This window comes from Xanthobacter pollutisoli (genome assembly GCF_040044995.1).
GTDB lineage: Bacteria > Pseudomonadota > Alphaproteobacteria > Rhizobiales > Xanthobacteraceae > Xanthobacter.
The window spans coordinates 21864-46033 of record NZ_JBDZDP010000012.1 but is presented as its reverse complement, the minus strand read 5'-3'; the positions used below and the strand labels follow the sequence as shown (position 1 = coordinate 46033).

Sequence of the window (24170 nt, the reverse complement as noted above, 5' to 3'; positions counted from 1 at the left end):
TTTCCGAGTCGCGATTTCCTTCATAATGGTAGTATACGAATGACCCTTGCTTATCCTGAAGTCCGCTTCCACATCCACGGCTCCTGGACGCTCGGCCATCCCCCGGTGCGCTCGTTTTTGGATGTGGAGGACCCTTCGGAGGGAACGCTCATCGGGCAGGTTCCGGAAGCCACCCACGCCGTCATTGATGCGGCGCTTGCCTCCGCCCGGAGCGGCCTGTCTGCGTGGCGCAGCATCGGTCCCGCGCGGCGTGCAGATCTCATTCTTGAGGCCTGCCGGCTTTTGCGCAAGCGTGTCGATGAGATTGCAGCTCTCTCCGCCCGGGAACTCGGCACGCCGTACGCCGATGCTCGCAATTATGTGTTGCGCGCAGCGGATATCGTCGAGTGGGATGCCAACGAAGGGCGGCGACTATACGGCCGTGTTGTCCCGTCCGATCCGGGGCTGCGTCAAATCGTGGTGCCGGAGCCGGTGGGGATCGTGGCTGCGTTCACACCGTGGAATGCGCCGGTCCTGACCTCGTGCAGGAAAATCGGCAGCGCACTTGCCGCCGGCTGCGCGATCATCGTCAAGGCAGCAGAGGAAACGCCCGCAAGTGCAATGGCGGTCGTGCAGGCCTTTGTTGATGCCGGCGTTCCCGCTGGCGTAATCAACCTGCTGTTTGGCAACCCGTCGCTGGTTTCGGAACGCCTTATCGACGCACCGGAAGTGCGGATGGTGACGTTCACGGGTTCGGTACCGATCGGCAAGCAGCTTGCGCAGCGGGCTGCCGCGCGAATGAAGCCAATGCTGATGGAGCTTGGGGGCCACGCCCCGGTAATAGTCTGTGAGGATGCGGATGTTCAATCAGCAGCTGTGCGCTGCGTCACGGCAAAATATCGCAACGGTGGCCAAGCATGCATCGCGCCGACGCGGTTCTTCGTGCATGACAGGGTGTACGACGCCTTCGAGGATGCGTTCGCGGCGGCCACACGCGCCCTGAAGATTGGAGGGCCGTTCGAGCCAGGAGTGGCAGTAGGCCCGCTTGCCAATGAACGCCGCCGGCGCGCCGTCGATGCACTCGTTAAGGACGCCCGGACCCAAGGCGCACGTGTCGTCTGCGGCGGCGAACTGTCCGGCGGGGCAGGCTATTTCTATCCCCCGACGGTGCTGGCGGACGTACCGCACTCAGCACGCGTGCTTCATGAGGAGCCCTTCGGACCGCTGGCCTGTCTCGCCCGCTTCACCGACCTCGATGAAGCCATCGCGGCGGCTAACGCAGTGCCGTACGGCCTCGCGGGATATGCGTTCGGACGGGCCGCGAGCCCCCTCAACCGAATCGCAGAAAAACTGGAATGCGGTGCCGTTGCGATCAACCACCTGACGGTGTCCACGAGCGGCATTCCGTTCGGAGGCATGAAGGACAGCGGGATCGGCCGCGAAGGTGGCGTCGAGGGTGTGCGCTGCTACACGGTTTCAAAGACCATCACCCACCTGCATGAAAACTGACCTCGCGCTGACGGAACTAGCAACGATGACTGCCGAAACGAAGACTTGGTTCATCACGGGCTGCGACTCGGGAATGGGCTATGCTGTCGCTCAGGTCATGCTGGAGCGCGGGGACAAGGTTGTCCTGACTGCGCGCGACGTGACGAACGTCCAGCCATTGCTTGAGAAATTCCCCACAAGCGCCCGCGGGTTCACCTTGGACGTGACGGACAGGGTGCACGTCGAGACGGTGACTGAAGAGGCCATCGGTGCGTTCGGCGGCATCGACGTCCTGCTGAATAATGCCGGCTTCGGCGTCCTAGGTGCCGCAGAGGAAACCTCGGCAGAAGAATACCGCCCCATGTTCGAGGTCAATTTCTTCGGCCTCGCCGAGGTCACGAAGGCCCTGCTTCCGCATATGCGGGAGCGTCGAAAGGGGCATATCTTCAACACATCATCGCTGGGAGGATACGCCGCATCTGCCGGTTTCGCGTTCTATGCTGCGAGCAAGTTCGCCGTCGAGGGCTTTTCCGACGCCCTCGCTCAGGAGGTCGCCCCTTTTGGCATCAGGGTGGTCATCCTGGAGCCGGGATCATTTCGGACACACTTCGCCGGCAGCTCTCTGCGCAAGCCCGCTCGACGGATCGAGGCCTATACCGCAACGCCGGTGGAGGTCACTCAGAGCAGGATGGCGATGCGCGACGGCACGCAGCCGAACGATCCGCAGCGCCTTGGCCATGTGCTCCACCGCCTGGCCCGCATGGATGCTCTGCCGTTGCGTCTGCCTCTTGGCGAGGACGCGCTAGACAGGGTTCGCAGCAAGCTCGAAGCGGGTCGCGCGGAATTTGACGCGTGGCGCCAGGTTGCCCTATCTGTCTCGTTCGATGCGCCTATCCTGTCAGATTGAGAGGCTATGGCGGCGTCGACCCAAAGAAATTCATTGCGAGTTGCTAGCATGGCTCGAGGCGTAACCGCAGTCGGCAGCGAGCAGATGCGAGACCCAGGCTCCTGGGCGAAGGAAGAGGACACCCACCGCCAGAGTGCGGGGGTCAAGTCGGCTCGGCGTGTCATCGAGATCCTGGAACTCTTCGACCGGTTCCAGGAGCCACTCTCGCTTACAGAGCTGTCCAACCACCTTGGCTATCCGCCGTCGAGTACCTTGGCCTTGCTAAAGAGCCTGCAGACTCTCGATTACGTCAGCTTCGATCCTGCAGAGAAAAAATATTGCCCGACCATGCGGGTCGCGATGCTCGGAGAATGGGTCCAAGGGCAGCTCTTCAAGGATGGCGCCATCATTGCATTGATGACGCAGCTTCAGGAGGAGGTCGGCGAAACGATCATGCTGGCGGTGCAGAATGATATCTATGCGCAATACATTCACACTGTCCAATCCCGCGAGCTCCTCCGATACTATCTGAAGCCTGGCTTGCTGCGTCCGATCTGCCGCAGCGCCGTCGGGTTGGCGCTGCTGTCGATGCAGACGAATGACCGCATCCGCAAGCTGGTGAAGCGCATCGAGGCACGATCGGGAAACCCCACTGACATTGTGCCTTTTGAGGTTGTCCTTGCCGAAGTTGAGCGGGTTCGCTCGCGCGGCTACGCCTATAGCGACCAGATCACGGAGCGCGTGAGCGCAGTTGCCATACCCCTGCCGGCCAAGGGGTCCCAGCCGCCCATGGCGCTGGGTGTCGGCGGCCCCACGCATCGGCTGGAACCTCGGGTGGAGAAGGTGGTCGCGCTTATGAACAGGCTGGTTCAGACATCGCTTTCCGAATAGCCGGACTGAGGCTGCGCGCCCGCGATACTGCCACCATTACCGTGACAACGCCGCCTCAGGTTCTGAGGCGCGATTGAAGCAGAGCACGCGTAGGATCGTGGGCCGTCCTGGCTGCCTGCGCGTCGACATCTGGTTCTCGTGCCCGCAAGGCGAGCCTACGCGGCGCGCTTCCTAGAATAAATACGCGCAAAATCATGTGGGGAGGACTTCACGATGCCTCTGCTCAAGCATCGGACGAATGTATTGTGTGGGCTTCTGTTTGTGGTTCTTGCGGGGATCTTCGCGTTTCAGGCGTCCGGATTGCAGATTGGCACAGCGTCGCGGATGGGGCCGGGCTTCTTTCCCATGGCTCTGTCGGGGACGCTGGCGCTGTTCGGGGTGATGCTGGTGGGCATCGGCCTGCGCGTACCCGGGCAGGCCCATGGCACCTTCGCCTGGCGCGGTTTCGTGATGCTGGTCCTGGCCGTCGTCACCTTTGCCGCCGCCATGCGCCCTTTCGGCTTTCTGCCAGCGGTGGCCGCGAGCGTGCTGCTCGCCTTCCTCGGCAGTCATCGCTTCTCCTGGCGGGCTGCCGTGCCGCTCGCAGCCGGCTTCACCCTGTTCAGCTGGCTCGTCTTCATCAAGGGCCTGGGCCTGCCCATCCCGCTCCTTGGTCCTTGGCTCGGTGGCTATTGAGGGAGCGCGGCTCATGGAACTCTTCGACAACCTCGGCCTCGGCTTCGCCGTTGCCCTCTCGCTGCAGAACGTCCTCTACTGCTTCATCGGCGTCCTGCTCGGCACCCTGATCGGTGTGCTGCCCGGCCTCGGCCCGGTGGCCACCATCGCCATGCTCCTGCCCATCACCTTCGGCCTGCCGCCGGTGGCGGCGCTGATCATGCTGGCGGGTATCTATTACGGCGCCCAGTATGGCGGCTCCACCACCGCCATCCTCATCAACCTGCCCGGGGAGAGCTCCTCAGTGGTCACCGCCCTCGACGGCCACCAGATGGCCAGGAAGGGCCGTGCTGGAGCGGCACTCGCCACCGCGGCGCTCGGCTCCTTCTTCGCCGGCACGGTGGCCACCGTGTTGCTCGCCATCCTCTCCCCACCGCTGGCGGAGGTGGCCCTCGCCTTCGGGCCGCCGGAATACTTCTCGCTGATGGTGCTCGGCCTCATCGCCTCGGTGACGCTGGCCTCGGGCTCCATGATCAAGGCGCTGGGCATGATCGTGCTCGGCCTGCTGCTCGGCCTGTCGGGACAGGACGTCTACACCGGCACCCCGCGCCTCACCTTCGGGCTCACCGAGCTGTCCGACGGCTTCGACTTCGTGGCGGTGTCCATGGGCATGTTCGGGATCGGCGAGGTGATCCGCAACCTGGAGGACGAGACCAAGCGATCGTTCCTGGTCACCAAGGTCAAGAGCCTGCTGCTGACTCGAGACGAGTTCCGGAGGATCATCGCCCCCGTGCTGCGGGGCACCGCACTGGGATCCATCCTCGGCATCCTGCCGGGCGGTGGCGCCGTGCTCTCATCCTTCGCCTCCTACTCGCTGGAAAAAAAGGTCTCCAAGCATCCAAAGGAATTTGGAAAAGGTGCCATCGAGGGGGTGGCGGGCCCGGAGAGCGCCAACAATGCCGGCGCGCAGACCTCGTTCATCCCGATGCTGACCCTGGGCATCCCGTCGAACCCGGTGATGGCGCTGATGATCGGGGCGATGATCATCCAGGGCATCACGCCCGGCCCCAACGTGATGACCGAGAAGCCGGACCTGTTCTGGGGGCTGATCGCCTCCATGTGGATCGGCAACTTCATGCTGGTTCTGTTGAACCTGCCGCTGATCGGGCTGTGGGTGCGGCTGCTGAGCGTGCCGTACCACCTGCTGTTCCCGGCGATCGTGGCGTTCTGCTGCATCGGGGTCTACAGCGTGAACAACAACCCGGTGGACGTGTACACCATGGCGCTGTTCGGCGTGCTGGGCTACGTGCTGGTGAAGCTGGAGTGCGAGCCGGCGCCGCTGCTGCTGGGCTTCGTCATCGGCCCCATGCTGGAGGAGTACCTGCGCCGCGCCATGCTGATCTCCCGAGGCAACCCCATGGTGTTCCTCACCCACCCGATCTCCGCAGCGCTCCTCGCCATCGCCGCCATCACTCTCGTCGCCGTCCTCATCCCAGCCATCCGGCAGACAAGAGAGGAAGCATTCCAGGAATGAAACAGCACGCGCCCTCCGGGCTTCAAACTCTGGAGGGCGGAAGGCCACCTTCGCCAACCATGGTTCCGGGCCATCGAGACCCGACACGAAATGGAGGGGATGATTGATCTCGCCACCCCGAGCTTCTAGATCTCATTCCTACCGATTACATGGATCGACCTGCTTATACCCGGCAGAACTTCGGTGGTGAAGCAGTTACCCGAATTACGCTTCGAACTGCGGCATCTCCGGTCTTTCATCGCTGCCGCCGAGCACGGGAGCTTTCGGAAGGCCGCCGATGGTCTTCAGGTCCAGGAATCGGCCATCAGTCGGCGCATCCGAGATCTGGAAGACCAGATCGGTGCATCCCTATTCATTCGACATGCCGGGGGCGTTATCCTCACATTGGCTGGCCAGCGCTTCATTGATCGAGCGCGATTGGCGTTAAGCCAATTGGAGGAAGGCGCGCGGGAGGTGGGTGCCATCGGCCGCGCGGAGGCTGGTCATTTACGGGTGGGACTGTTCTCGTCCCTTGCCTCCGGCTTCGTATCGCGGCTCTTCGCGGCTTACGACGACAGGCATCCGAATGTCGAGGTCTCGTTCCAAGAGGGCTCGACGGTGGATCACTTGCTGTTGATCAACAAATCGCAGCTTGATCTGGCTTTCACAATCGGGAACCGACAGCCGCATCCATACGACGCTCACGAACTTTGGCGCGAACAGGTTTTCGCCGCGATGTGGGATGCGCATCCATTGGGCGCCAGGAGCGAGCTAAGCTGGAGCGATCTCGCGCACGAGGCTTTTCTGGTGCGTCCTGGCGGCCCAGGCGACGAGGTCCGCGAGTATCTCAGCCTCCGGCTCAACGAGATTGGACGCCGTCCTCGGTTCCTGATCCAGAACATCGGGCGCTATAGCCTCTTGGGTCTTGTCGCCTCACGTCGCGGTGTGGCTCCCATGCTCGCGTCAGAGACCACCATTTCCATCCCAGGTGTGATTTACCGGCCAATCGCCGGAGAGATCCTACCCTTCTTTGCCGTCGCTTCCCCAAAGAACGACAATCCTGCCGCCCGGACTCTGCTCAGCCTCGCTCGGACGCTGGGCCGTCCTGGCAGTGCACACTCGTAGCGGTGTTCCCCGTCGGTTCCTCACTGCGCCGCCGCGCCTTCGCAAACTCCCGATCCGTGGCGATGAACCGCTCCAGCATGGGTGCGATCAACCGGATGGGATCCGTGATCGGGCTCCCCGTCTGCCTACCCAGCACCTGCGCATAAGCGGAAAGGTCGCGATGCAGCTTCGCCGGTAATTCGACGGTCACCTTCACCGGCTTCTCGTCGAGGAACTCCGGGAGTTTCAGCTTCGGCATATCAGCCTCCATAAGCTTCGAGCACAAGATCACGCGTGACGATGACACGCACCGGGTATCCCGGCCGGACGGTGAGCGTGGGCGCGATGTTGAGCTGGCGCTGGACGATCTGCCGGCCGGTCTGGCTTATGCTGTCGGAAGCGCCTTCGCGCAGCACGCTGACAAGATCGTTGTCGCTGCCGGACGTACCTGCGCTCGCGCCGACGCTCAGGATGGTGGAGAGTACGGCCGCCTTGAACAGCTCGCCCCAGTGATAGTCGACGGCATCTTCGAGACCGGCATAGCCTTCGGCATCGGCTCCAGGCTGGCGCTCCAGCACGATGGAGCGGCCATTGGGGAAGATCAGCCGGTTCCAGACCAGGAGAACCCGACGCTGGCCGAAGCCGACGCCGTTGTCGTACTGGCCGATGATGCGGGTGCCCTGAGGGATCAGCAGGATACGGCCCGTCGGGCTGTCATGGATGTTCTCGGCAACCTGGGCGGTGATCTGACCCGGCAGGTCGGAGCGGATGCCGGTAATCAGCGCCGCGGGGATCACGGCGCCCGCCTGCAGGATGTTGACCGAGGCCGGAGCGGCCACGCGGTCGGGCGACACGGTGCGTAGGTCGACCGCCTGATTGAGGAAGGCAATTTGCCGCTCCTGGGCCGTCGGCGTCGCCGCCTGCGGAGCGAGACCAAGGGATCCAAGGTCGGGGACAGGTGCCGCAGTGGTCGCCGAGGTTGCAGCCACCTGTTGCGCCACGACAGTGCTCGCAGGCCGCGTGTTGGTTTGGGCGAACAGCCGTCCCGTCCGCGCCGCCTCGGTCTCCTGCAGCTGGCGCTGCTCCTCGGGGCTCAAGGCAGGATTGGGCATACCGCCCATCGACGGCATCGGCGGCTGCGCTGAGGTCTGGGCATTGAGAATCGGCCGGCCGAGGTCGCCGGGCAGCGGAGGCCCGAGCTTGGGAATCCCGGTGTAATCCTTGGGCAGGCCGGCGAGCCGGTCCGGAGTCGTCTTGACGTCGGTGGCATAGAGCTCCTGTCCCGGACCGTGGTCTTTCCGCGCCTGAAGGGCATAGATCAGCGCCCCGCCGATCCCAAGACCAGCGACGAGCCCCAGCCCCGCCAGTACCTTGCGCGACAGCCGGGTCACCCGCGGCGGCTCCGGCCGTAGCCGCATGGCCGCCACAGCCTCCCCCGTCAGCGGACGGGCGCCGTCATCGCCGGCTGGGCCCGGCCTTTTCTCCTTCCCGGGATCGATGCCGTTCATAGGGCCGACCTCCCGTCGGTACGAGAGATACGCACGCGCTTCTGATCCTTGTCGGCGCCGAAGCGCAGCTCGGCTGCCGCGAAGAGGCGGTCGACGATCATGTAGCTGCCGCGCACGCGATAGTTCACGAGCTCGGAGGTGTCACCCTGCGGGCCGACCACGAACAGCGGGGGCATCTCGCCCTGAGCAATGCCCCGGGGAAACTCGATGAACACCTGCTGGCCATCGTCGAAGGCGCGTAGTGGCCGCCACGGTGCTCGATCGCCGCTCACCTCGTAGCGGAAATTGACCTTCGTGAGGTCGATGCCGTTGGCGACGGGTTGCACCGCCTGGGCCTCGGCATTCTGGCGCCGCAGGGCGATGAGCTGGTCCTGAGGGTACTGCCAGGAGACCGAGGCCATGTAGGTCTTTTCGGTGGACCGCAGCTCCATGTGATAGGTGCGCAGATTGGTGTTGATGACGAGATTGGTGGTGAGGTCCGGTCGCGTGGGCTTCACCAGGATGTGGACCTGCTTGGCCGTTCCCGCTCCGCTCTCGGTGTCACCGATGATCCAGCGCACCGTGTCGCCGGCGGCCACGGGCCCCGTGCCCACCAATTGCTCGCCGGATTGCGGGGCGATGTCGGTGACCTGGCCGGGCGCGGCATAGACCTGATAGAGCGCGCCTTCCACGAAGGGATAGACCTGCATGGAGTTGATGAAGCCGTTGCGGACGGGCTGCACGCGCGCAGCGGCATTGGCTTGGTTGACCCGAGCTGCAGGGTCAGTGGCTTCCGGCTCCGCCTTGCCGTCCCTGCCCACCGGCTTCAACTGGCCGGGCAGCGGCAGGGGCTTCGGCAGCTCGACGATGCGCACCGGCCCCGGCGGCTCCGCCTTGAAGACGGCGGGCGGGGCATCGTCATACTCGATCTCGGGCGGCTTCTCGAAGGTTGCGCAGCCGGCGAGTACGGATGTGCAAAGGAGCAGAAGCGGCAAGCCGGATTTACGGAGAGCCTGAGAAGAGAGGGGACGGAAAGCCGGCCTCCCGAATACGCGGATGGCCGGCGTCATTGTGCGAGTTCCTTCGACCAGTTGATGGCGTTGACGTAGATTCCGAGGGGATTGGCACGGAGGCGCTCGGCGTCCCGCGGCGCCTGCACCACGACGGTGAGGATGGCACTCCAGCGGGCGGTGTCGGCGAGGCTGCCGTCCTGGTAGCGGCGCTCGGTCCAGGCAATGCGGAAGGAGTCCGGCGAGGCGCGGATGACGCTCGAGACCTCCACCGCCACCTGCTGCTTGCCGACCCGGGCGAAGGGATCGTTGGCGCGGGCGTAATCGTTGAGGGCCACGGCGCCGGCTTGGGTCGTGTAGGCATAGGCTCTGAGCCAGTTCTGCCGCACGATGACGGGATCGGCGGAGATGCTGCGCACCTCCTCGATGAAGCGGGCGAGGTGGAAGGCGATCTGGGGATCGGAGGGACGATAGTCCGAGGTGGCGGGTGCCACCGCCTGCGCCTGCCCGAGCTTGTCCACCTGCACCACCCACGGCACCACCGAGCCGCTCAGCGCCTGCCAGGCCAGGGCACCGGATAGGCCGGCCGAGAGGGCGAGGCAGCCGAAGGCCATGAGGCGCCAGTTCTTCGCCTGCACTCGTGCCGAGCCGATGCGGTCATCCCACACCTGCGCCGCGCGCTGATAGGGCGTCTCGGGCTCGGATGAGCGTCCGTAATGGACCGACGGTCGCTTGAAGGGGGTCATGGGCGATCGCTTTCGGAGAGGGAGATGGAGGACCCACCGCCATGGCTGTCGCCGGATCGCACAGCATGGGTCACGGTCTGAATGCCGTGGGCGACCTGCTGGGAGCGCCGCATGCGCCGGGCCCAATCAGGGACATCACCGGAGGAGGTTGGGGCACCAGGCGGGGTAGGAGTGGCTCCGGAGGTCGATGGCGTGCCGGTAGAACTGCGCAAAGGAGAGGTTGCCCCTGCTGCCCCAGCTCGCGCGACACCGCCAAGCCCTCCAGCCACCCCCGAAAGTCCAGACTGGCCGGCAGCTCCCGCGCTGTAGGCGGACACGGCGCCGCCAGCGAGGTTCGCGCCAGCACGGGCCGCCGCTGCTGTTCCGGATAAGGCAGCACCTGCCCCGCGTATCGCTATGCCCGCGGCTCCCGCTCCCGCGAGCGCCACACCTCCTGCGGCCAGCCCAGTCCCGACGGCGGCGCCCGCCCCCAGCTGCGGCGCGCCGGTGATCAGGCCGGTGGCGATCCCCGGCCCGAAGACACCGAGACCGAGGAGCGCGAGCGCGGCCATCACGGCGGACAGGGCCTGGCTGATGGTCGGCTGGGCATCGCCGTAGGAGGTGGTGAACTGGGAGAATAGCCCGGAGCCGATGCCGACGATGACGGCGAGAACCAACACCTTGACGCCCGACGCGACGATGTTGCCGAGCACTTTCTCGGCGAGGAAGGCGGTCTTGCCGAAGAAGGCGAAGGGAATGAGGACGAAGCCGGCGAGCGTCGTCAGCTTGAACTCGATCAAGGTAACGAAGAGCTGCACCGCCAGGATGAAGAAGGCGATCAGGATCAGGAGCCAGGAGATCAGCAGCACGGTGATCTGCACGGCATTGACGAAGAGCGCCACCGGCCCGGTGAGCTGGCTCGCCGCATCGAGCAGCGGCTGGCCCGCGGTGAGCCCCACTTCCGCGAGGCGCCCCGGCCGCAGGAACTCCGCCGTGCTGATGGTTGACCCGCCGGCTTTGAGGCCGAGCCCGGCGAAGCTCTCGAACACGATCTTCGCAAGCGCGTTGAAGTTGCCGATGATCCAGGCGAAGAAGCCGATGGCGAGGGTTTTACGCACCAGCCGGCGCATCACGTCCTCGTCCGCGCCCCAGGCCCAGAACAGGCCGGCAAGGGTGATGTCGAGGGCGATCAGGATGGAGGAGAGGCCCGTCACCTCGCCCTTGATCAGGCCGAAGCCGGAATCGATGTAGCTGGTGAAGGTGTTGAGGAAGGTATCGATGACACCCACGTCGTTCATGGTGTCGCTCCGTCCACGGGCTTGCCGAAGAAGCGGCGACGGTTCGCCTCCCAGAGCGCGGCGCAGCGCGGATCGACGGGATCGGCCGTTTCCAGCTTGGCGCAGTTCTTGAGATCGGCCGAGGAGACGCCGCCTGCCGGCACGCTGATCGCAGTGACGGGCTCCGTCTCCGGTCCGCCAGCCATGGCCAGAGCCGCGATCACCGACCCGACCAGCCCGGCGACAACAAGGGTTCTGAGCGCGGTGCCGTGGTCCATGGCCGCCCCTCAGTTGCCGCGGAACATGGTGACGGCGGAGGGCTGGTAGCTCGACGGGGTGGAGAAGCGCCGGTAGCGCTCCTGCCCCTCCGAGACCGCCGTCGCCCGTTCGGCTTCGGACAGCGCCTGAGCCCGGCCATTGGCAGCGACCACCGCGGTGAGGTCGGAGAGCTGCTGCGCCTGAAGCGCCTGGAGCTGGTTGCCCGCCTGTATGGCCTGGAGCGCACCGGTCGCCGCCTGGCTCTGCCCGACCAGCGTCGAGGCCTGCGAGCGGCCGGTGTCGAGATTGCCGACGACGCCCGCCTGCACCCGCAGCGCATCCTGGAGGCCGGCCACCGTGGTCTCCCAGCGGCTCTTCGCCTGGGTGACAAGAGCGGCGTCCGAGGCGCTCAGGGAGACCGAGCCGTACTGACCCTGGAAGGCCCGATCGATGGCACCGACGTCATAGGCGATCTTCTGCGCCTGCCCGAGCAGTTGCTGCGTGCGCTGGGCCGACTGCTGGAGCGCGCTGAGAGAGGAGTATGGCAGGCTCGCGAGGTTGCGGGCCTGGTTGATCAGCATCTGCGCTTCGTTCTGCAGGGAGGTGATCTGGTTGGTGAGCTGCTGCAGGGCCCGAGCCGTCTGAAGGAGGTTCTGCGCATAGTTGGAGGGGTCATAGACCACATATTGCGCGGCCGCCGGAGCCAGCGAGTACGCGAGGAGCGGCGCGGCCAGAAGTACCGCCCGCAATGAGCTGCGGATCATGGGCGTGTCTCCAGATTGTCGAGGGTGGGAATGAGGTCGGCGGCCCAGCCGAGGCCGCGATGGTGCAGCCAGGCGGCGAGGAAGCCGCCGCGCCCCTGCTCGGCAAAGATCTGCGAGAGCGCGGCCTGGTCGGTCTTGGACGAAGTGGCGCACAGGGCCAGAGCCACCTGCGACAGGCCGAGCTCGAACAGGCGGTTGCCGCGCCGGGACTGGCAGTAATAGTCCCGCTTGGGTGTTGCCCGGGCGAGGATCTCGATCTGCCGGTCGTTGAGGCCGAAGCGCCGGTAGATGGCCGTGATCTGGGGCTCCACCGCCCGCTCGTTGGGGAGCAGTAGCCGCGTCTGGCAGCTTTCTATGATGGCGGGGGCGATGGCGGAGCCGTCGATATCCGAGAGGGACTGGGTGGCGAAGACGACGCTGGCGTTCTTCTTACGAAGGGTCTTCAGCCATTCCCGGAGCTGCCCGGTGAAGCCCGGATCATCGAGCGCCAGCCATCCCTCGTCGATGATGAGGAGGGTGGGCGATCCGTCCAGCCGGTCCTCGATGCGGTGGAAGAGATAGGAGAGCACCGCCGGCGCCGCGCTAGTGCCGATCAGCCCTTCGGTCTCGAAGGCCTGGACGGAGGCCTTCCCCAGATGCTCGACCTCGGCATCGAGCAGCCGGCCATGGGCGCCGCCGATGCAATAGGGGCGCAGGGCCTGCTTCAGCGCGTTGGACTGGAGGAGGACCGCGAGACCGGTGAGGGTTCGCTCCTCCACGGGTGCGGAGGCCAGCGAAATGAGCGCCGACCAGATATGCTCCTTCACCTCCGGGGTGATGGAGAGGCCTTCGCGGGCGAGGATCGCCACAATCCAGTCTGCGGCCCAGGTGCGTTCGGAAATCTCATCTACACAGGCGAGCGGCTGGAGCGCGATGCTGTCTTCCGCGAGGCTGCCGCCCAGATCGTGCCAGTCCCCGCCCATGGCGAGGGCGGCCGCCCGGATGCTGCCGCCGAAGTCGAAGGCGAACACCCGGGAGCCGGCATAGCGCCGGAACTGCAGGGCCATGAGCGCGAGCAGCACGGACTTGCCGGCGCCGGTCGGCCCGACCACCAGCGTGTGGCCCACATCCCCCACATGGAGCGAAAAGCGGAACGGGGTGGAGCCTTCCGTCTTCCCGTAAAGCAGAGGGGGTGCCGAAAAATGCCCGTCCTGTTCGTCTCCGGCCCAGACCGCCGACAGTGGGATCATGTGCGCGAGGTTGAGGGTGGAAATGGGCGGCTGGCGGACATTGGCATAGACGTGCCCCGGGAGGCTGCCGAGCCAGGCATCCACTGCATTGAGGGTCTCCGCCATGGCCGTGAAGTCCCGGCCCTGGATCACCTTCTCCACAAGCCGCAACTTCTCGTCGGCGATGCGGGGATCGGCGTCCGAGATCGTTACCGTGGCGGCGACATAGGCAATGCCGGCATGATCGGCGCCGAGCTCCTGTAGGGCGAGGTCGGCGTCCTCCGCCTTGTTGGCGGCATCGGAATCCACCAGCACCGAGGCCTCATTGGTCATCACCTCCTTGAGGATGGCGGCGATGGACTTGCGCTTGGCGAACCATTGCCGGCGGATCTTCGTGAGGAGCCGGATGGCGTCGGTCTTGTCGAGGAGGATGGCGCGGGTGGACCAGCGATAGGGAAAGGCCAGCCGGTTGAGATCGTCGAGGATCCCCGGCGTCGTCGCCGTGGGAAAACCCACGATGGTGAGGATGCGCAAGTGCTCCGTGCCCAACATGGGCTCGAGCCCACCGGTGAGAGGCTGGTCGGCGAGGAGAGCATCCAGGTACATGGGCGTCTCGGGAACACGCACCCGCTGGCGCCGGGTCGAGACGCAGCCGTGGAGATAGGTCAGGGTCTCGGCGTCATCGAGCCAGTGGCACTCGGGCATGAAGGCCTCGACCAGCCGCAGCACCCGGTCCGTGCGATCGATGAAAGCGCTCAGTACCCCGTGGGGATCGACGCCGTCGCGTGCACGACCCTCATAGAGCCAACTCTCCGCCCGTGCGGCATCCTCCGCCGGCGGGAGCCAACAGAAGGTGAGGAAATAGCTCGACTCGAAATGGCTGCCGGCTTCGGCGAAGCCAGCCTTGCGCTCGGCATCCACCAGCGCCGAGGCCGGATCGGGGAAGGTGCTCTCGGGATAGACCCCCGCCTCATGCCGCTGGGCCTCCACGAACAATGCCCAGCCGGAGCCGAGGTGGCGGAAGGCGCTGTTGAGGCGACTTGCCACCGCCACCAACTCGGCCGGCACGGCGGACTCAAGGTCCGGGCCGCGGAAGCGCGCCGTGCGCTGGAAGCTGCCATCCTTGTTGAGGACGACGCCTAGGGCAACGAGGGCCGCCCACGGCAAATAGTCCGCGAGCCGGCTCCCGTGTCGTCGATACTCGGTAAGGTTCATCATGGCGCGCGCCCCTCAGACCGACAAATGGGAGGGGATGCGCAGATGCCGGTGCACCACATCGACGAACAGCGGATCGCGCTTGGCGGCCCAGACGGCGGCGAGGTGGCCGATCGCCCAGAGGGCGAGGCCAACGAGCCAGAGCCTGAGCCCCAGCCCGACGGCGCCGGCGAGGGTGCCGTTGAAGATGGCCAGCGCCCGCGGCGCACCGCCGAGCAGAATCGGCTCGCTGAGTGCCCGGTGGACCGGGACGGAGAAGCCCGGCACCTCGCCGGTATCCCCGGACATCAGACCAGAGCCCCGCCGCTGAAGGAGAAGAAGGAGAGGAAGAAGCTGGAAGCGGCGAAGGCGATGGAGAGGCCGAACACGATCTGGATCAGCCGCCGGAACCCGCCCGAGGTGTCGCCGAAGGCGAGCGCGAGGCCGGTGGAGATGATGATGATCACCGCAATGATCTTGGCCACCGGCCCCTGGATGGACTCCAGGATGGACTGCAGCGGCGTCTCCCACGGCATGGAGGAGCCGGAGGCATTGGCAGCAGAGATCGCGCAGGTGAAGGCGGCAATTGCCGCAGCGGTTCGCAGCAGGCTGCGATGGAGGGAAACAGAGCTCGGCGTCACGGGGAGGTTCCTTCTACGGTAGGAGGGACAGCGGGAGAGATCCGGTAGTCGCCGTCGGGGCCGAGCCCTTCGACGCGGACGAGCTCGGTGAGCTGGCGCGCGGCACCGCGGCCGGACAGCAGGGCGATGAGATCGATGGTCTCGGAGATCAGAGCGCGCGGGACAGTGACGACGGCTTCCTGGATGAGCTGCTCCAGCCGTCGTAGGGCGCCCATGGCGCTGCCGGCGTGAATGGTGCCGATGCCGCCGGGATGGCCCGTCCCCCACGCCTTCAGGAGGTCCAGGGCCTCCGCGCCGCGTACCTCACCGATGGGGATGCGGTCGGGGCGCAGGCGGAGCGAGGAGCGCACGAGGTCGGAGAGCGAGGCGACGCCGTCCTTCGTGCGCATGGCCACGAGATTGGGCGCGGCGCACTGGAGCTCGCGAGTGTCCTCGATGAGGATGACCCGCTCGGATGTCTTGGCCACCTCTGCGAGGAGGGCATTGGTGAGGGTGGTCTTGCCGGTGGAGGTGCCGCCGACCACCAGGATGTTGGCGCGCGAGGCGACGCCCTGGCGGAGGGCCTCGGCCTGCGGTGCCGACATGATGCCGGTGGCGACATAGTCGTCGAGCGTGAACACCGCGACGGCGGGCTTGCGGATGGCGAAGGTAGGGGCGCCAACAACCGGCGGAAGCAGGCCCTCAAAACGCTCGCCCGTCCCAGGAAGCTCGGCGGAGAGCCGCGGCGCTCCGGCGTGGACCTCCGCGCCGATGTGGTGCGCGACGAGGCGGATGATGCGCTCGGCGTCGCCGGGGGCCAGCTTCTGGCCTGTGTTGGCGAGGCCTTCGGACAAGCGGTCGACCCAGAGCCGCCCGTCCGGGTTGAGCATGACCTCGACGACGGTGGGGTCATCCAACAGACGGGAGATCACAGGGCCCAGAGCGGTGCGCAGCATGCGCACGCCGCGTGTCAGGCCTTCCGATCTGTGAGCTGAAGCCGCCATGTCATCCCCGCTTTGGCCGGGAGGAGCGATGCATGAGCTTCCCGGACGGGGATGATCAAAGAAGGGGGAATTGGGGGAGATTCAACAACGGAACGCAGGCATCGCAGCGTGGCGTGCGATTGCCTGAAATCGGCGTGACGTTCGTCCTCGTGACCTTAGACCCTTTTCTCCTCCGGTTCAGGAGAGCCGGCGCAGCTTCTTGTGGTTCATGACGATGCCCTGGCGCCTCAGCATGACGTGAATCCGCCGGTAGCCGAACCGGCGGCGCTCGCCGGCCACGACCTTCATGGCCTCGCGCAAGCCTGCATCGTCGGGACGGACGCTCCGATAGCGCATACTGGTGCGATCGACGCTCAGGGCCTTGCACGCCCGACGCTGGCTCACCCCGTGCTCCGCACAGGCGTGGGCCACGGCTTTACGCCTCGCATCGGGCGTCACCATTTTTTGCGGCGACATCCTTCAGGATGGCGTTGTCCAGCATCTGCTCGGCGAGCAGCTTCTTCAGGCGGGCGTTCTCATCTTCGAGCGCCTTCAGCCGGCGGGCATCGGACACGTCCATGCCGCCATACCTCGCCTTGAACTTGTAGAAGGTGGCCGAGGAGATGCCGTGCTTGCGGCAAACGTCAGCAGTCTTCGCGCCATCCTCATCGACATCCGACGGGCCGAAAGCGCCTGAAACAAAAAAAGGCCCAGGCAACTGCCGGAGCCTCCTCTCGTTCCACACAGCCTGTTCGGCCGCCCCTTTCTTCGTACTCCCTTGCCTCGTAAGCGGAGCCCTTCCCCACCTTTCGCCGGTGAGGTTGAGGCGGTGATGTTCCGAGCCTGGAGGGCTTGGGTATATCGCGATTTCAGAGCTTACGTTTAATTCGAGCGCCGAAGAGCCGGTCCGACGCGCTGGCCATCAAGCTTAGTAAAGCCGCGAATCTATCCGCCGAATGGGGCCAACTCACTGTCAGAACGGCAGCAGAACAACGCCCATGGCGGCATGCCCGAACGTACCGTCGAGATCAACCAGGTCGCCGAAGCCGATGCCAATACCGGTCTTTTGCCATCGCGTCACCGGACGAACTCCTATCCATTCCCCACGCGGCTCACGGGTGAAGTGGATGGCGAGGTCGGTGTTGGGGTAGCCCGCAACTGGTGCTGGTCCCGGCAAGCCAGGACGGGCCATGCCGTGCAAGGTATCGGCGGGAGCAATAGCCGCGAGGAAGGCGGATGCCATTGGTATCACCGGCATGGTCCACCGGAACCAAACGCCGCCGTCTTCGGCCAGACGTGGATCCAGCACGTCCAGAAGCCAGGATTCGCCGTGGCTCACCCCAACATTGCGACGGGGTAAGTCCTGTGGATCTCTATCAGGTGGGGCTGGGTCGGAGGCATAGTCGGCTTCAAGTGTCGAAATCCGGGTTTCTCCCGCGAAGGTCATCGTGCAGCGTGCGGTAACCACACCGTCGACCTCCAGGTGCGCATCGAATAACGCGGTGCGGCGGCCCACCCGCACCGGCTGCACCCTTACCTGAAGCACGCTCCCCAACGGGGTTGGCCGAAGGAAGTCCGTGCGCACCGCAAGGGGCCGCAAACCTTCCGGCGCGGCCTTCTCCATCTCGGCCATCATCGCGGTTGTCACTATGCCGCCATGAACGCCGTCGAACGGACCGCGGGCAAAGCACCCCGCCCACCAGACGCCGTCACCAAGGTTCTCCAAAACGCTCATGGCCCGCTTACTATCGGGTGCGGTGTGGCGTGGCATTGCAGCTCCTTCTGTTTCGCTTCTATTCAATCGTGCCCCAGCGACGGCGGCATCGTACGAATCGGGAGGCGGTGTCCGTCGAAGCGATAAGGAGGAGCCAGGATAGACCTCAGCGCGCTATCGGCCGCGGCGTGCACCACCATGCCGGTGGACCGCGTCCGGTCCGATGTCAGAGCCTCGTGAAGGCCGAGAACCTCGCCGGCGGGAATGCCTTCCGCGCGCAGCTTCGCCAGCAGGTCCCCTCGGCTGTGACGGAGCAGCTCGGAGCCGATCTGCGGCAGCAGCGCCGCCCGGTTGCGCGAGCGTTCGAGATTGGTGGCGAAGCGCGGATCCTCCGCCAGCTCCGGCCGGCCGATCACCGCCGTGCAGAACCGCCGGAACTGGGCATTGTTGCCCACGGTGATGACGAGTGGCCCATCCGCCGCCTCGAACACGCCGTAAGGCACGATGGAGGGATGGGCATTGCCGTAGCGCGGCGGGTCCTTGCCCTGCACCAGCGCCTCCAGCCCGTAATAGGAGGTGATGGCGAGGCCGCAGTCGAACAGCGCTAGCTCCACCTGCCGGCCCTTGCCGGTGCGGGTGCGCTGGTAGAGCGCGGCAAGCACCGCCTGCGCGGCATACTGGCCGGTGAACAGGTCCACCGCCGCCACCCCGAACTTCAGCGGCGGCTGCCCGGCCTCCCCGTTCAGCGCCATCAGTCCGGCCTCGCCCTGCACCAGCAGGTCGTATCCCGGGCGCGTCGCCTCCGGCCCGCTGGAGCCGTAGCCGGTGATGGAGCAGTAGATGAGGCCCGGATTCTCCGCGCTGAGCGCCTCGTAGCCGAGGCCGAGGCGGTCGGCGCCGCCGGTCTTGAAGTTCTCGACCAGCACGTCACTCTCGCGCGCCATGGCCTTGACCCGGGCGAGGCCCTCCGGCGTCGAGAGGTCGATGCCGACCGACGTCTTGTTGCGGTTCACAGCGTCGAAATAGGAGGTGTTGGTGGCGCCGGTTCGCAGGCCCCAGTCGCGGGTGTCGTCGCCGCGCTCGGGGTGCTCCACCTTCACCACCTCCGCCCCGAGATCCCCCAGCACCTGCGCGCACCAAGGCCCGGCAAGGATGCGCGACAGGTCGAGCACGCGCACGCCGGCGAGCGGCAGATCGTCGGCCAGCCCATGGGCGGCGGGATTGGTTTCACTCATCGACGCAAGCTCCAGTTGGCACGCGGTCAGGCCCCCATCACCCCATCGAGCCCGCGCACCATTTCCACGAGCCGCGGGCGCACCTCGTCGAGCAGGAACTGGGGGGCGGTGATGACGGTGGGGGCGCCACAATTGATGGCCATGGGCGGCAGGCCGCGCCCCGGCCGGAAGCCGACGGCGATGGCGCTGACGCTCTCCTGCCACTCGCCGAACGAGCAGCAGCAGCCGAGCGTGGCGTGATCCTCGATCGCCTTCTCGAGAGTCTCCCGCACCTTGGGCCAGGCGAGCGGATCGAGCATGCGCAGCTCCTCGAACAGGGGCGCGCGCTCGGCCGGCGTCAGGGCGGCGATGAAGGCACGGCCGATGGACGAGCGCACCATGGACATGCGCACCCCCACCTCGATGTTGAGCGAGATGGCCGCTGGCCCGCGCATGCACTCCACGTAGCGCATGGAGAGACGGTCGCGCACCGCGAGGCCCACCGTTCCGTTGGAGAAGTTCGCCAGCTCGCGCATGGCGGGCCGCGCGATCTGGCGGACGTCGAGACCGCCCAGCGCCACCGTGCTCAGCGCCATCAGCTGGGTGCCGAGGCGATACTTGCCCACCTCCTCCACGTAATGGAGGTAGCCGAGCTTGGTGAGGGTGTAGGTGAGCCGCGAGACGGTGGAGCGGGGCAGCTTGCAGCGCTCGGTGATCTCGTGGTTGGCGAGGAAGGTCTCGCCGCGCTTGAAGCAGGCCAGCACCTCCAGCCCGCGCGCGAGAGCCGTCACGAAGTGGCGGTCGTCCTTGCCGTCGCCATCGGCGTCGAGATCTTGGGCGGCGTTTTCGGTCTGTCGCATGGTGCTGCTCTCGATGGCATCCGGACACTGCGGCGAGAGGCCCGGACCAACGCCATTATCGGGGATTCGCGGCCGGACGCGTCGCTGGCCCTACTTTCTGAAGAAAGCGGCGAACGCCTCCTGCGCGGCCGGCTCCAGCCGCAGGGTGTGGAAGTGCTCGGCCTCCAGCGCCAGCGCATCCGCCACCGGGCCTGCGGTGGCCGCGCGCAGGAGGCGCTTGGTGGTGGCGAGCGAGCGCGGCGGTAGCGCCGCCAGCGCCTGCGCCTTCTCGAGCGCGAGGCCGAGCGCACCACTTTCCGCCGTCACGGCATTGACGATGCCGGCCTCCGCCGCCACCTCGGCGCCGAACACCTCGCCGAGCAGCAGTAGCTCGCTCGCGCGCTTCGATCCGGCGATGCGGGGCAGCAGGTAGCTCGAAGCCCCCTCCGGGCACAGGCCCAGATTGACGAACGGTAGGCGGAAGCGGGCGCCAGCACCTGCATAGGCAAGATCGAAGTTCAGCAGCATGGTGGTGCCGATGCCCACCGCGAACCCCTCCACCGCCGCCACCGCCGGCTTGAGAAAGGCGCTGAGGGCGTTGAGGAAGGTGAGGCCGGCGCTCGGCTCGCCCGCGTTGGAGGTGTCCTGGAAATCGGCGAGGTCGTTGCCGGCGGTGAAGCAGTTGCCGGCGCCGGTCAGCACCACCACGCGCACCGACTCAGCCTCACCGGCGGCGGCGAAGGCATCACCCAGCGCCTTGTAGGTGGCGCGGTCCAGCGCGTTGCGGCGCTCGGGCCGGGACATGGTGAGAAGGCGCACGCCGGGGTGCGGATCGGTGACGATGAGGCTCTGCGTCATGGCGGCGGCTCCTGATCCTTCTGGCGCTCCCCGGGGCGGGGGGCGGTACGGTGTCGGCATTCAGGCGGTAAAGCCCGCCGCATCAACGGCGAGGCGGGCGAGGGCGTCGGCATATTCGCGGGCGAGGCCGGCGACCACCTCGGCCACCAGCGGCGCATCGGCGATGGTGCCCACCCCCTGCCCCGCGCCCCACACGTCGCGCCACGCCTTTACCTTGCCGGAGCTGAAGCTCATGGCGGTCTTGTCGGCGTGGGGCAGGTTGTCCGGGTCGAGGCCCGAGGCGACCACGGAGGGCTTCAGGTAATTGCCCGGCACGCCGGTGAAGAAGGGCGAATAGAGGATGTCGGCCGCCTGCGCGTCGGCGATCATCTCCTTGTAGGGCTGCACCGCGCGGGATTCCACCGTGGCGATGAAGCGCGTGCCCATGTAGGCGAAGTCCGCCCCCAGCGCCTGCGCGGCGAGGATCGCCTCCCCGGTGGTGATGGCGCCGGCGAGCGCCACCGGCCCGTCGTAGAAGCGGCGCACCTCGCCCAGCAGCGCGAACGGGCTCAGTGTGCCGGCATGGCCGCCCGCCCCCGCGCACACCAGGATGAGGCCGTCCACCCCCGCCTCCAGCGCCTTTTCCGCATGGCGCACCGTGGTGACGTCGTGGAACACCACACCACCATAGGAATGGGCCTGCCGCACCACTTCGCCCGGCGCACGCAGCGAGGTGATGATGAGCGGCACCTCATGGGCGACGCAGGTCTCCATGTCGCGCTCGAGCCGGTCGTTGGAGGCGTGGACGATCTGGTTCACCGCGAACGGGGCGATGCGCCGGGTGGGATCGGCGGCGCGGGCGGCGGCGAGCTCGGTCTTGATGCGGGTCAGCCAGCCGTCCAGCGTGTCGGGCGCGCGGGCGTTCAGCGCCGGGAAGGCGCCGACCACCCCGGCGAGGCATTCGGCGATGACCAGCTCCGGCCCCGACAGGATGAACATGGGCGAGGCGATCACCGGCAGCGCCAGCGTGCCGCGGAAGGCGGCGGGAAGGCGTTCGGCTGAGACGGTCATCGGCCGGCCTCCCCCTTGGCGGTCTCGCGGGCGAAGTAGAGATCGTGCAGCCGGTCGAGGTCGAGCCCTTCCGCCTTCTCGGACAGGATCACCTTGCCCGAGCGCATCAGGTGCACGTCATCCGCTACCGAGAGGGCGATGCGGGTGTTCTGCTCGATGAGGACGATGGTGGTGCCCTCGCCCTTCAGCCGGCGGATGATGTCGAACACCTCGTTGACGATCACCGGGGCAAGGCCGAGCGAGGGCTCGTCGATGAGCAGGATGCGGGGCTTCGCCATCAGCCCGCGGCCCATGGCCACCATCTGCGCCTCGCCGCCGGAGAGCGAGCCGGCGAGCTGGTGCCGCCGCTCCTTCAGGCGCGGGAAGAAGGCGTACATCCGCTCCAGATTGGCGGAAAGATCGCCGCGGCAGCGCTCGGGATAGGCGCCGAGGCAGAGGTTTTCCTCCACCGACATGTCGCGGAACACGAGGCGCCCTTCCGGCACCATCACCAGCCCCTGGGCGGCGAGATCCCAGGTCTTCCCCTTCAGCGGCGCGCCATCCATCAGGATCTCGCCGCGATAGGGCAGAAGGCCGGTGAGGGTGCGCAGCAGCGTGGTCTTGCCGGCGCCGTTGGGGCCGACGATGGCGGTGAGGGCGCCGGCGCGGAAGGTGAGGTTCACGTCCCACAGCACGGTAATGGCGCCGTAGCCGGAGGAGAGGTTGCGCGTCTCAAGCATGGGCGGTTCCCGTATAGCTCTCCACCACGGCCGGATTGTTGAACACCTCGGCCGGCGTGCCATCGGCGATCAGTTGTCCGAAGTTGAGCACCACCGCGCGCGTGCACAGGCCCGAGATGGTCTCGATGTCATGCTCGACGATGACGATGGTGAGGCCGAACAGCGCGTGCAGTTCCTTCAGCTTCAGCATGAAGGAGCGCTTGGCATTGCTTTCAAGGCCGGCCAGCACCTCGTCCAGCAGCAGCAGCTTGGGTTCGGTGGCGAGCGCCTTGGCAATCTCCAGCCGCTTCAGCTCCTGCAGCGCCAAAGCGGTGGCGGCGTCGGCATCGGCCTTGTGGCTGAGCTCCATCACCGCGAGGATCTCGTCGATCCGTGTCGCGTCGTGGCGCCCGGCACCGAACACCTGCGCCACCGCCAGGTTTTCCCGCACGGTGAGGTGGTGCATGGGCTGGGGGATCTGGAAGGTCCGCCCGATGCCCGCCCGCGCCCTTTTGTGCAGCGGCAGGGAGGTGACCTCCCGCCCGTTGAAGCTGATGCGCCCGCGCGCCTTCACGAGGCCGGAGATGGAGTTGAACAGGGTGGTCTTGCCCGCCCCGTTCGGCCCCACGAGGCCGAGGATCTCGCCTTTGGCGATGCGGAACGAGATGCCCGACAAAGCGGTGAGCCCGCCGAAGCGGACGGTGACGGCGTCGAGCTCAAGCATGGCCCTTCTCCGCGTTCGAGAGGCTGCGGCCGGTGAGGCGCGGCAGGAAGCGGGCGACGAGGCCGGACAGCCCGTTTGGCGCCAGCAGCACCATGATGGCGAGGACGATGCCGAGCAGGATCTGGTGGCCCACCGGAATGAGGCTCTTGGCGATCACCTGATCGAACAGATAGATCACCACCGCGCCGAAGACCGGCCCCAGCACGCTGCGATAGCCGCCGAACACCGCGGCGATAATGGGCATGACGCTCCAGATGCCGGAGAAGGCATAGTCCGGCTCCAGGAAGCCGATGATGTGGGCATTGAGCGCGCCGAACACCCCGGCGATGAAGGCGGAGAGCAGCAGCATCCAGGTCTTCAGCACGGTAGCGTTGACGCCCACCACACGGGTGGCGTCCTCGCTGTCGGCGATGGCGCGCAAGGCGGTGCCCACATGGCTGCGCCTGAGCGCCATGTAGACGAAGGCGAACACCGCGACAAAGGCGAGCACCAGCACGTAGCTGCCCGCCCGGTCCGCGAGGTTGAAGCCCAGCACGGTGGGCAGGCCCGGATAGCGCTGCAGCCCCGCCGCGCCGCCAGTGAGCCAGTCGAGCTCGGTGGCGAGGATGCGGAAGATCTGCGCATAGGCGAGGATGGCGAGGGCGAAGTACGGCCCGGAGAGCCGCAGCGCCGGCAGCATCGCCAGCGAGAACACCGTGGCGATGAGCCCGCCCAGCGGGATGGCGAGCAGCACCGGCACCCCGAGCTTGCCCGCCAGCAGCGCCGAGCCATAGGCCCCCACCCCGAAGAAGGCCGCGTGGCCGAACGAGACCATGCCGCCGAGATTGCCCAGTAGCGCCCAGGAGAGCGCGAGACCGGCGAGGATGAGCGCCGAGATCAGAAGGCCCAGCATGTAGGGGCTGGCGCCCGCCGCGAGCGGCAGCAGCGCGAGGACGACGAGCCCCGCGCCCGTCACCGCCCCCTGCACGCGGGACGGGGACGCGGGCTTGGCCTGCACGGAGGCGTTGGAAGTGACCGGCATGGCTTCGCCTT

At 66.6% G+C, this 24170-nt stretch carries 25 protein-coding genes and 1 pseudogene; 6 read left to right on the top strand and 20 right to left on the bottom strand.

Annotated elements, in window-relative coordinates; genetic code table 11:
* Positions 1-39 precede the first annotated feature (39 nt).
* From ABLE93_RS19415 to ABLE93_RS19390, 6 genes are all read left to right on the top strand, one after another.
* Positions 40-1488 (top strand): NAD-dependent succinate-semialdehyde dehydrogenase, encoded by a 1449-nt coding sequence (locus ABLE93_RS19415; protein ID WP_348841489.1) that lies wholly within the window; start codon positions 40-42, stop codon positions 1486-1488.
* Between the two features lie 25 nt (positions 1489-1513).
* On the top strand, positions 1514-2374 hold the full coding sequence (locus ABLE93_RS19410; protein ID WP_348841488.1) for an oxidoreductase: 861 nt from the start codon (positions 1514-1516) through the stop codon (positions 2372-2374).
* Between the two features lie 48 nt (positions 2375-2422).
* Entirely contained in the window at positions 2423-3244 is an 822-nt protein-coding gene (locus tag ABLE93_RS19405; protein ID WP_348841487.1) for an IclR family transcriptional regulator, read from the top strand.
* A 213-nt stretch (positions 3245-3457) separates the two neighbouring features.
* Positions 3458-3919, top strand: coding sequence for a tripartite tricarboxylate transporter TctB family protein (locus ABLE93_RS19400; RefSeq protein WP_348841486.1), 462 nt, complete (start codon positions 3458-3460; stop codon positions 3917-3919).
* 13 nt (positions 3920-3932) lie between these two features.
* On the top strand, positions 3933-5432 hold the full coding sequence (locus ABLE93_RS19395; RefSeq protein WP_348841485.1) for a tripartite tricarboxylate transporter permease: 1500 nt from the start codon (positions 3933-3935) through the stop codon (positions 5430-5432).
* 186 nt (positions 5433-5618) lie between these two features.
* Positions 5619-6536, top strand: a complete 918-nt coding sequence (locus ABLE93_RS19390; RefSeq protein WP_348841484.1) for a LysR family transcriptional regulator — start codon at positions 5619-5621, stop codon at positions 6534-6536.
* Here the strand turns inward: ABLE93_RS19390 and ABLE93_RS19385 are convergent.
* From ABLE93_RS19385 to ABLE93_RS19290, 20 genes and pseudogenes are all read right to left on the bottom strand, one after another.
* On the bottom strand, positions 6490-6774 hold the full coding sequence (locus ABLE93_RS19385) for a DUF2274 domain-containing protein (protein ID WP_348841483.1): 285 nt from the start codon (positions 6772-6774) through the stop codon (positions 6490-6492). The genes ABLE93_RS19390 and ABLE93_RS19385 overlap by 47 nt on opposite strands.
* Before the next feature lies 1 nt (position 6775).
* Entirely contained in the window at positions 6776-8023 is a 1248-nt protein-coding gene (locus ABLE93_RS19380; RefSeq protein WP_348841482.1) for a TraB/TrbI/VirB10 family type IV secretion system protein, read from the bottom strand.
* Positions 8020-9072, bottom strand: coding sequence for a P-type conjugative transfer protein TrbG (gene trbG / locus ABLE93_RS19375; RefSeq protein ID WP_348841481.1), 1053 nt, complete (start codon positions 9070-9072; stop codon positions 8020-8022). Before trbG ends, ABLE93_RS19380 begins: the two co-directional genes overlap by 4 nt.
* Positions 9069-9758: a conjugal transfer protein TrbF gene (trbF, locus tag ABLE93_RS19370; protein WP_348841480.1), complete on the bottom strand. Its 690-nt coding sequence runs from the start codon at positions 9756-9758 to the stop codon at positions 9069-9071. Before trbF ends, trbG begins: the two co-directional genes overlap by 4 nt.
* Positions 9755-11035 (bottom strand): P-type conjugative transfer protein TrbL, encoded by a 1281-nt coding sequence (gene trbL, locus ABLE93_RS19365; protein WP_348841479.1) that lies wholly within the window; start codon positions 11033-11035, stop codon positions 9755-9757. The genes trbF and trbL overlap by 4 nt, the downstream gene beginning before the upstream one ends.
* Positions 11032-11292, bottom strand: a complete 261-nt coding sequence (gene trbK-alt / locus ABLE93_RS19360) for a putative entry exclusion protein TrbK-alt (protein ID WP_348841478.1) — start codon at positions 11290-11292, stop codon at positions 11032-11034. Before trbK-alt ends, trbL begins: the two co-directional genes overlap by 4 nt.
* A gap of 9 nt (positions 11293-11301) precedes the next feature.
* Positions 11302-12036: a P-type conjugative transfer protein TrbJ gene (trbJ, locus tag ABLE93_RS19355; RefSeq protein ID WP_348841477.1), complete on the bottom strand. Its 735-nt coding sequence runs from the start codon at positions 12034-12036 to the stop codon at positions 11302-11304.
* A complete protein-coding gene (gene trbE, locus ABLE93_RS19350) occupies positions 12033-14462 on the bottom strand; it encodes a conjugal transfer protein TrbE (protein ID WP_348841476.1) in 2430 nt (809 codons plus the stop codon). The genes trbJ and trbE overlap by 4 nt, the downstream gene beginning before the upstream one ends.
* A 12-nt stretch (positions 14463-14474) precedes the next feature.
* Complete coding sequence (locus tag ABLE93_RS19345) at positions 14475-14747, bottom strand: VirB3 family type IV secretion system protein (RefSeq protein ID WP_348841475.1); 273 nt, start codon at positions 14745-14747, stop codon at positions 14475-14477.
* Positions 14747-15046, bottom strand: coding sequence for a TrbC/VirB2 family type IV secretion system protein (locus tag ABLE93_RS19340; protein ID WP_229646893.1), 300 nt, complete (start codon positions 15044-15046; stop codon positions 14747-14749). Before ABLE93_RS19340 ends, ABLE93_RS19345 begins: the two co-directional genes overlap by 1 nt.
* A 29-nt stretch (positions 15047-15075) precedes the next feature.
* Positions 15076-16062, bottom strand: coding sequence for a P-type conjugative transfer ATPase TrbB (gene trbB, locus ABLE93_RS19335; RefSeq protein WP_348841474.1), 987 nt, complete (start codon positions 16060-16062; stop codon positions 15076-15078).
* A 183-nt stretch (positions 16063-16245) separates the two neighbouring features.
* A pseudogene (locus ABLE93_RS19330) lies at positions 16246-16759 on the bottom strand (transposase); the annotation flags it as partial.
* 255 nt (positions 16760-17014) lie between these two features.
* Positions 17015-17776, bottom strand: coding sequence for a thioesterase family protein (locus tag ABLE93_RS19325; RefSeq protein ID WP_229646697.1), 762 nt, complete (start codon positions 17774-17776; stop codon positions 17015-17017).
* A 62-nt stretch (positions 17777-17838) separates the two neighbouring features.
* Entirely contained in the window at positions 17839-18990 is a 1152-nt protein-coding gene (locus ABLE93_RS19320) for a CaiB/BaiF CoA transferase family protein (RefSeq protein WP_229646698.1), read from the bottom strand.
* A 26-nt stretch (positions 18991-19016) separates the two neighbouring features.
* Complete coding sequence (locus ABLE93_RS19315) at positions 19017-19829, bottom strand: IclR family transcriptional regulator (protein WP_229646699.1); 813 nt, start codon at positions 19827-19829, stop codon at positions 19017-19019.
* A 90-nt stretch (positions 19830-19919) separates the two neighbouring features.
* Positions 19920-20666, bottom strand: coding sequence for an enoyl-CoA hydratase-related protein (locus ABLE93_RS19310; RefSeq protein ID WP_348841473.1), 747 nt, complete (start codon positions 20664-20666; stop codon positions 19920-19922).
* Positions 20667-20726: 60 nt separating this feature from the next.
* Positions 20727-21716, bottom strand: coding sequence for an NAD(P)H-dependent flavin oxidoreductase (locus ABLE93_RS19305; RefSeq protein WP_229646701.1), 990 nt, complete (start codon positions 21714-21716; stop codon positions 20727-20729).
* Positions 21713-22435, bottom strand: a complete 723-nt coding sequence (locus ABLE93_RS19300) for an ABC transporter ATP-binding protein (RefSeq protein ID WP_229646702.1) — start codon at positions 22433-22435, stop codon at positions 21713-21715. Before ABLE93_RS19300 ends, ABLE93_RS19305 begins: the two co-directional genes overlap by 4 nt.
* The gene (locus tag ABLE93_RS19295; RefSeq protein WP_229646703.1) at positions 22428-23138 is read right to left on the bottom strand and encodes an ABC transporter ATP-binding protein; all 711 of its coding nucleotides are present in this window, start codon (positions 23136-23138) and stop codon (positions 22428-22430) included. The genes ABLE93_RS19300 and ABLE93_RS19295 overlap by 8 nt, the downstream gene beginning before the upstream one ends.
* The gene (locus ABLE93_RS19290; protein ID WP_229646704.1) at positions 23131-24159 is read right to left on the bottom strand and encodes a branched-chain amino acid ABC transporter permease; all 1029 of its coding nucleotides are present in this window, start codon (positions 24157-24159) and stop codon (positions 23131-23133) included. The genes ABLE93_RS19295 and ABLE93_RS19290 overlap by 8 nt, the downstream gene beginning before the upstream one ends.
* Positions 24160-24170: the final 11 nt, after the last annotated feature.

Excerpts from the sequence above, each read along its gene's own strand:
- ABLE93_RS19415 (WP_348841489.1), top strand. The coding sequence starts at position 40 with ATGACCCTTGCTTATCCTGAAGTCCGCTTCCACATCCACGGCTCCTGG.
- ABLE93_RS19410 (WP_348841488.1), top strand. The coding sequence starts at position 1,514 with ATGACTGCCGAAACGAAGACTTGGTTCATCACGGGCTGCGACTCGGGA.
- ABLE93_RS19405 (WP_348841487.1), top strand. The coding sequence starts at position 2,423 with ATGGCTCGAGGCGTAACCGCAGTCGGCAGCGAGCAGATGCGAGACCCA.
- ABLE93_RS19400 (WP_348841486.1), top strand. The coding sequence starts at position 3,458 with ATGCCTCTGCTCAAGCATCGGACGAATGTATTGTGTGGGCTTCTGTTT.
- ABLE93_RS19395 (WP_348841485.1), top strand. The coding sequence starts at position 3,933 with ATGGAACTCTTCGACAACCTCGGCCTCGGCTTCGCCGTTGCCCTCTCG.
- ABLE93_RS19385 (WP_348841483.1), bottom strand. The coding sequence starts at position 6,774 with ATGCCGAAGCTGAAACTCCCGGAGTTCCTCGACGAGAAGCCGGTGAAG.
- ABLE93_RS19380 (WP_348841482.1), bottom strand. The coding sequence starts at position 8,023 with ATGAACGGCATCGATCCCGGGAAGGAGAAAAGGCCGGGCCCAGCCGGC.
- trbG (WP_348841481.1), bottom strand. The coding sequence starts at position 9,072 with ATGACGCCGGCCATCCGCGTATTCGGGAGGCCGGCTTTCCGTCCCCTC.
- trbF (WP_348841480.1), bottom strand. The coding sequence starts at position 9,758 with ATGACCCCCTTCAAGCGACCGTCGGTCCATTACGGACGCTCATCCGAG.
- trbL (WP_348841479.1), bottom strand. The coding sequence starts at position 11,035 with ATGAACGACGTGGGTGTCATCGATACCTTCCTCAACACCTTCACCAGC.
- trbK-alt (WP_348841478.1), bottom strand. The coding sequence starts at position 11,292 with ATGGACCACGGCACCGCGCTCAGAACCCTTGTTGTCGCCGGGCTGGTC.
- trbJ (WP_348841477.1), bottom strand. The coding sequence starts at position 12,036 with ATGATCCGCAGCTCATTGCGGGCGGTACTTCTGGCCGCGCCGCTCCTC.
- trbE (WP_348841476.1), bottom strand. The coding sequence starts at position 14,462 with ATGATGAACCTTACCGAGTATCGACGACACGGGAGCCGGCTCGCGGAC.
- ABLE93_RS19345 (WP_348841475.1), bottom strand. The coding sequence starts at position 14,747 with ATGTCCGGGGATACCGGCGAGGTGCCGGGCTTCTCCGTCCCGGTCCAC.
- trbB (WP_348841474.1), bottom strand. The coding sequence starts at position 16,062 with ATGGCGGCTTCAGCTCACAGATCGGAAGGCCTGACACGCGGCGTGCGC.
- ABLE93_RS19325 (WP_229646697.1), bottom strand. The coding sequence starts at position 17,776 with ATGAGCGTTTTGGAGAACCTTGGTGACGGCGTCTGGTGGGCGGGGTGC.
- ABLE93_RS19320 (WP_229646698.1), bottom strand. The coding sequence starts at position 18,990 with ATGAGTGAAACCAATCCCGCCGCCCATGGGCTGGCCGACGATCTGCCG.
- ABLE93_RS19315 (WP_229646699.1), bottom strand. The coding sequence starts at position 19,829 with ATGCGACAGACCGAAAACGCCGCCCAAGATCTCGACGCCGATGGCGAC.
- ABLE93_RS19310 (WP_348841473.1), bottom strand. The coding sequence starts at position 20,666 with ATGACGCAGAGCCTCATCGTCACCGATCCGCACCCCGGCGTGCGCCTT.
- ABLE93_RS19305 (WP_229646701.1), bottom strand. The coding sequence starts at position 21,716 with ATGACCGTCTCAGCCGAACGCCTTCCCGCCGCCTTCCGCGGCACGCTG.
- ABLE93_RS19300 (WP_229646702.1), bottom strand. The coding sequence starts at position 22,435 with ATGCTTGAGACGCGCAACCTCTCCTCCGGCTACGGCGCCATTACCGTG.
- ABLE93_RS19295 (WP_229646703.1), bottom strand. The coding sequence starts at position 23,138 with ATGCTTGAGCTCGACGCCGTCACCGTCCGCTTCGGCGGGCTCACCGCT.
- ABLE93_RS19290 (WP_229646704.1), bottom strand. The coding sequence starts at position 24,159 with ATGCCGGTCACTTCCAACGCCTCCGTGCAGGCCAAGCCCGCGTCCCCG.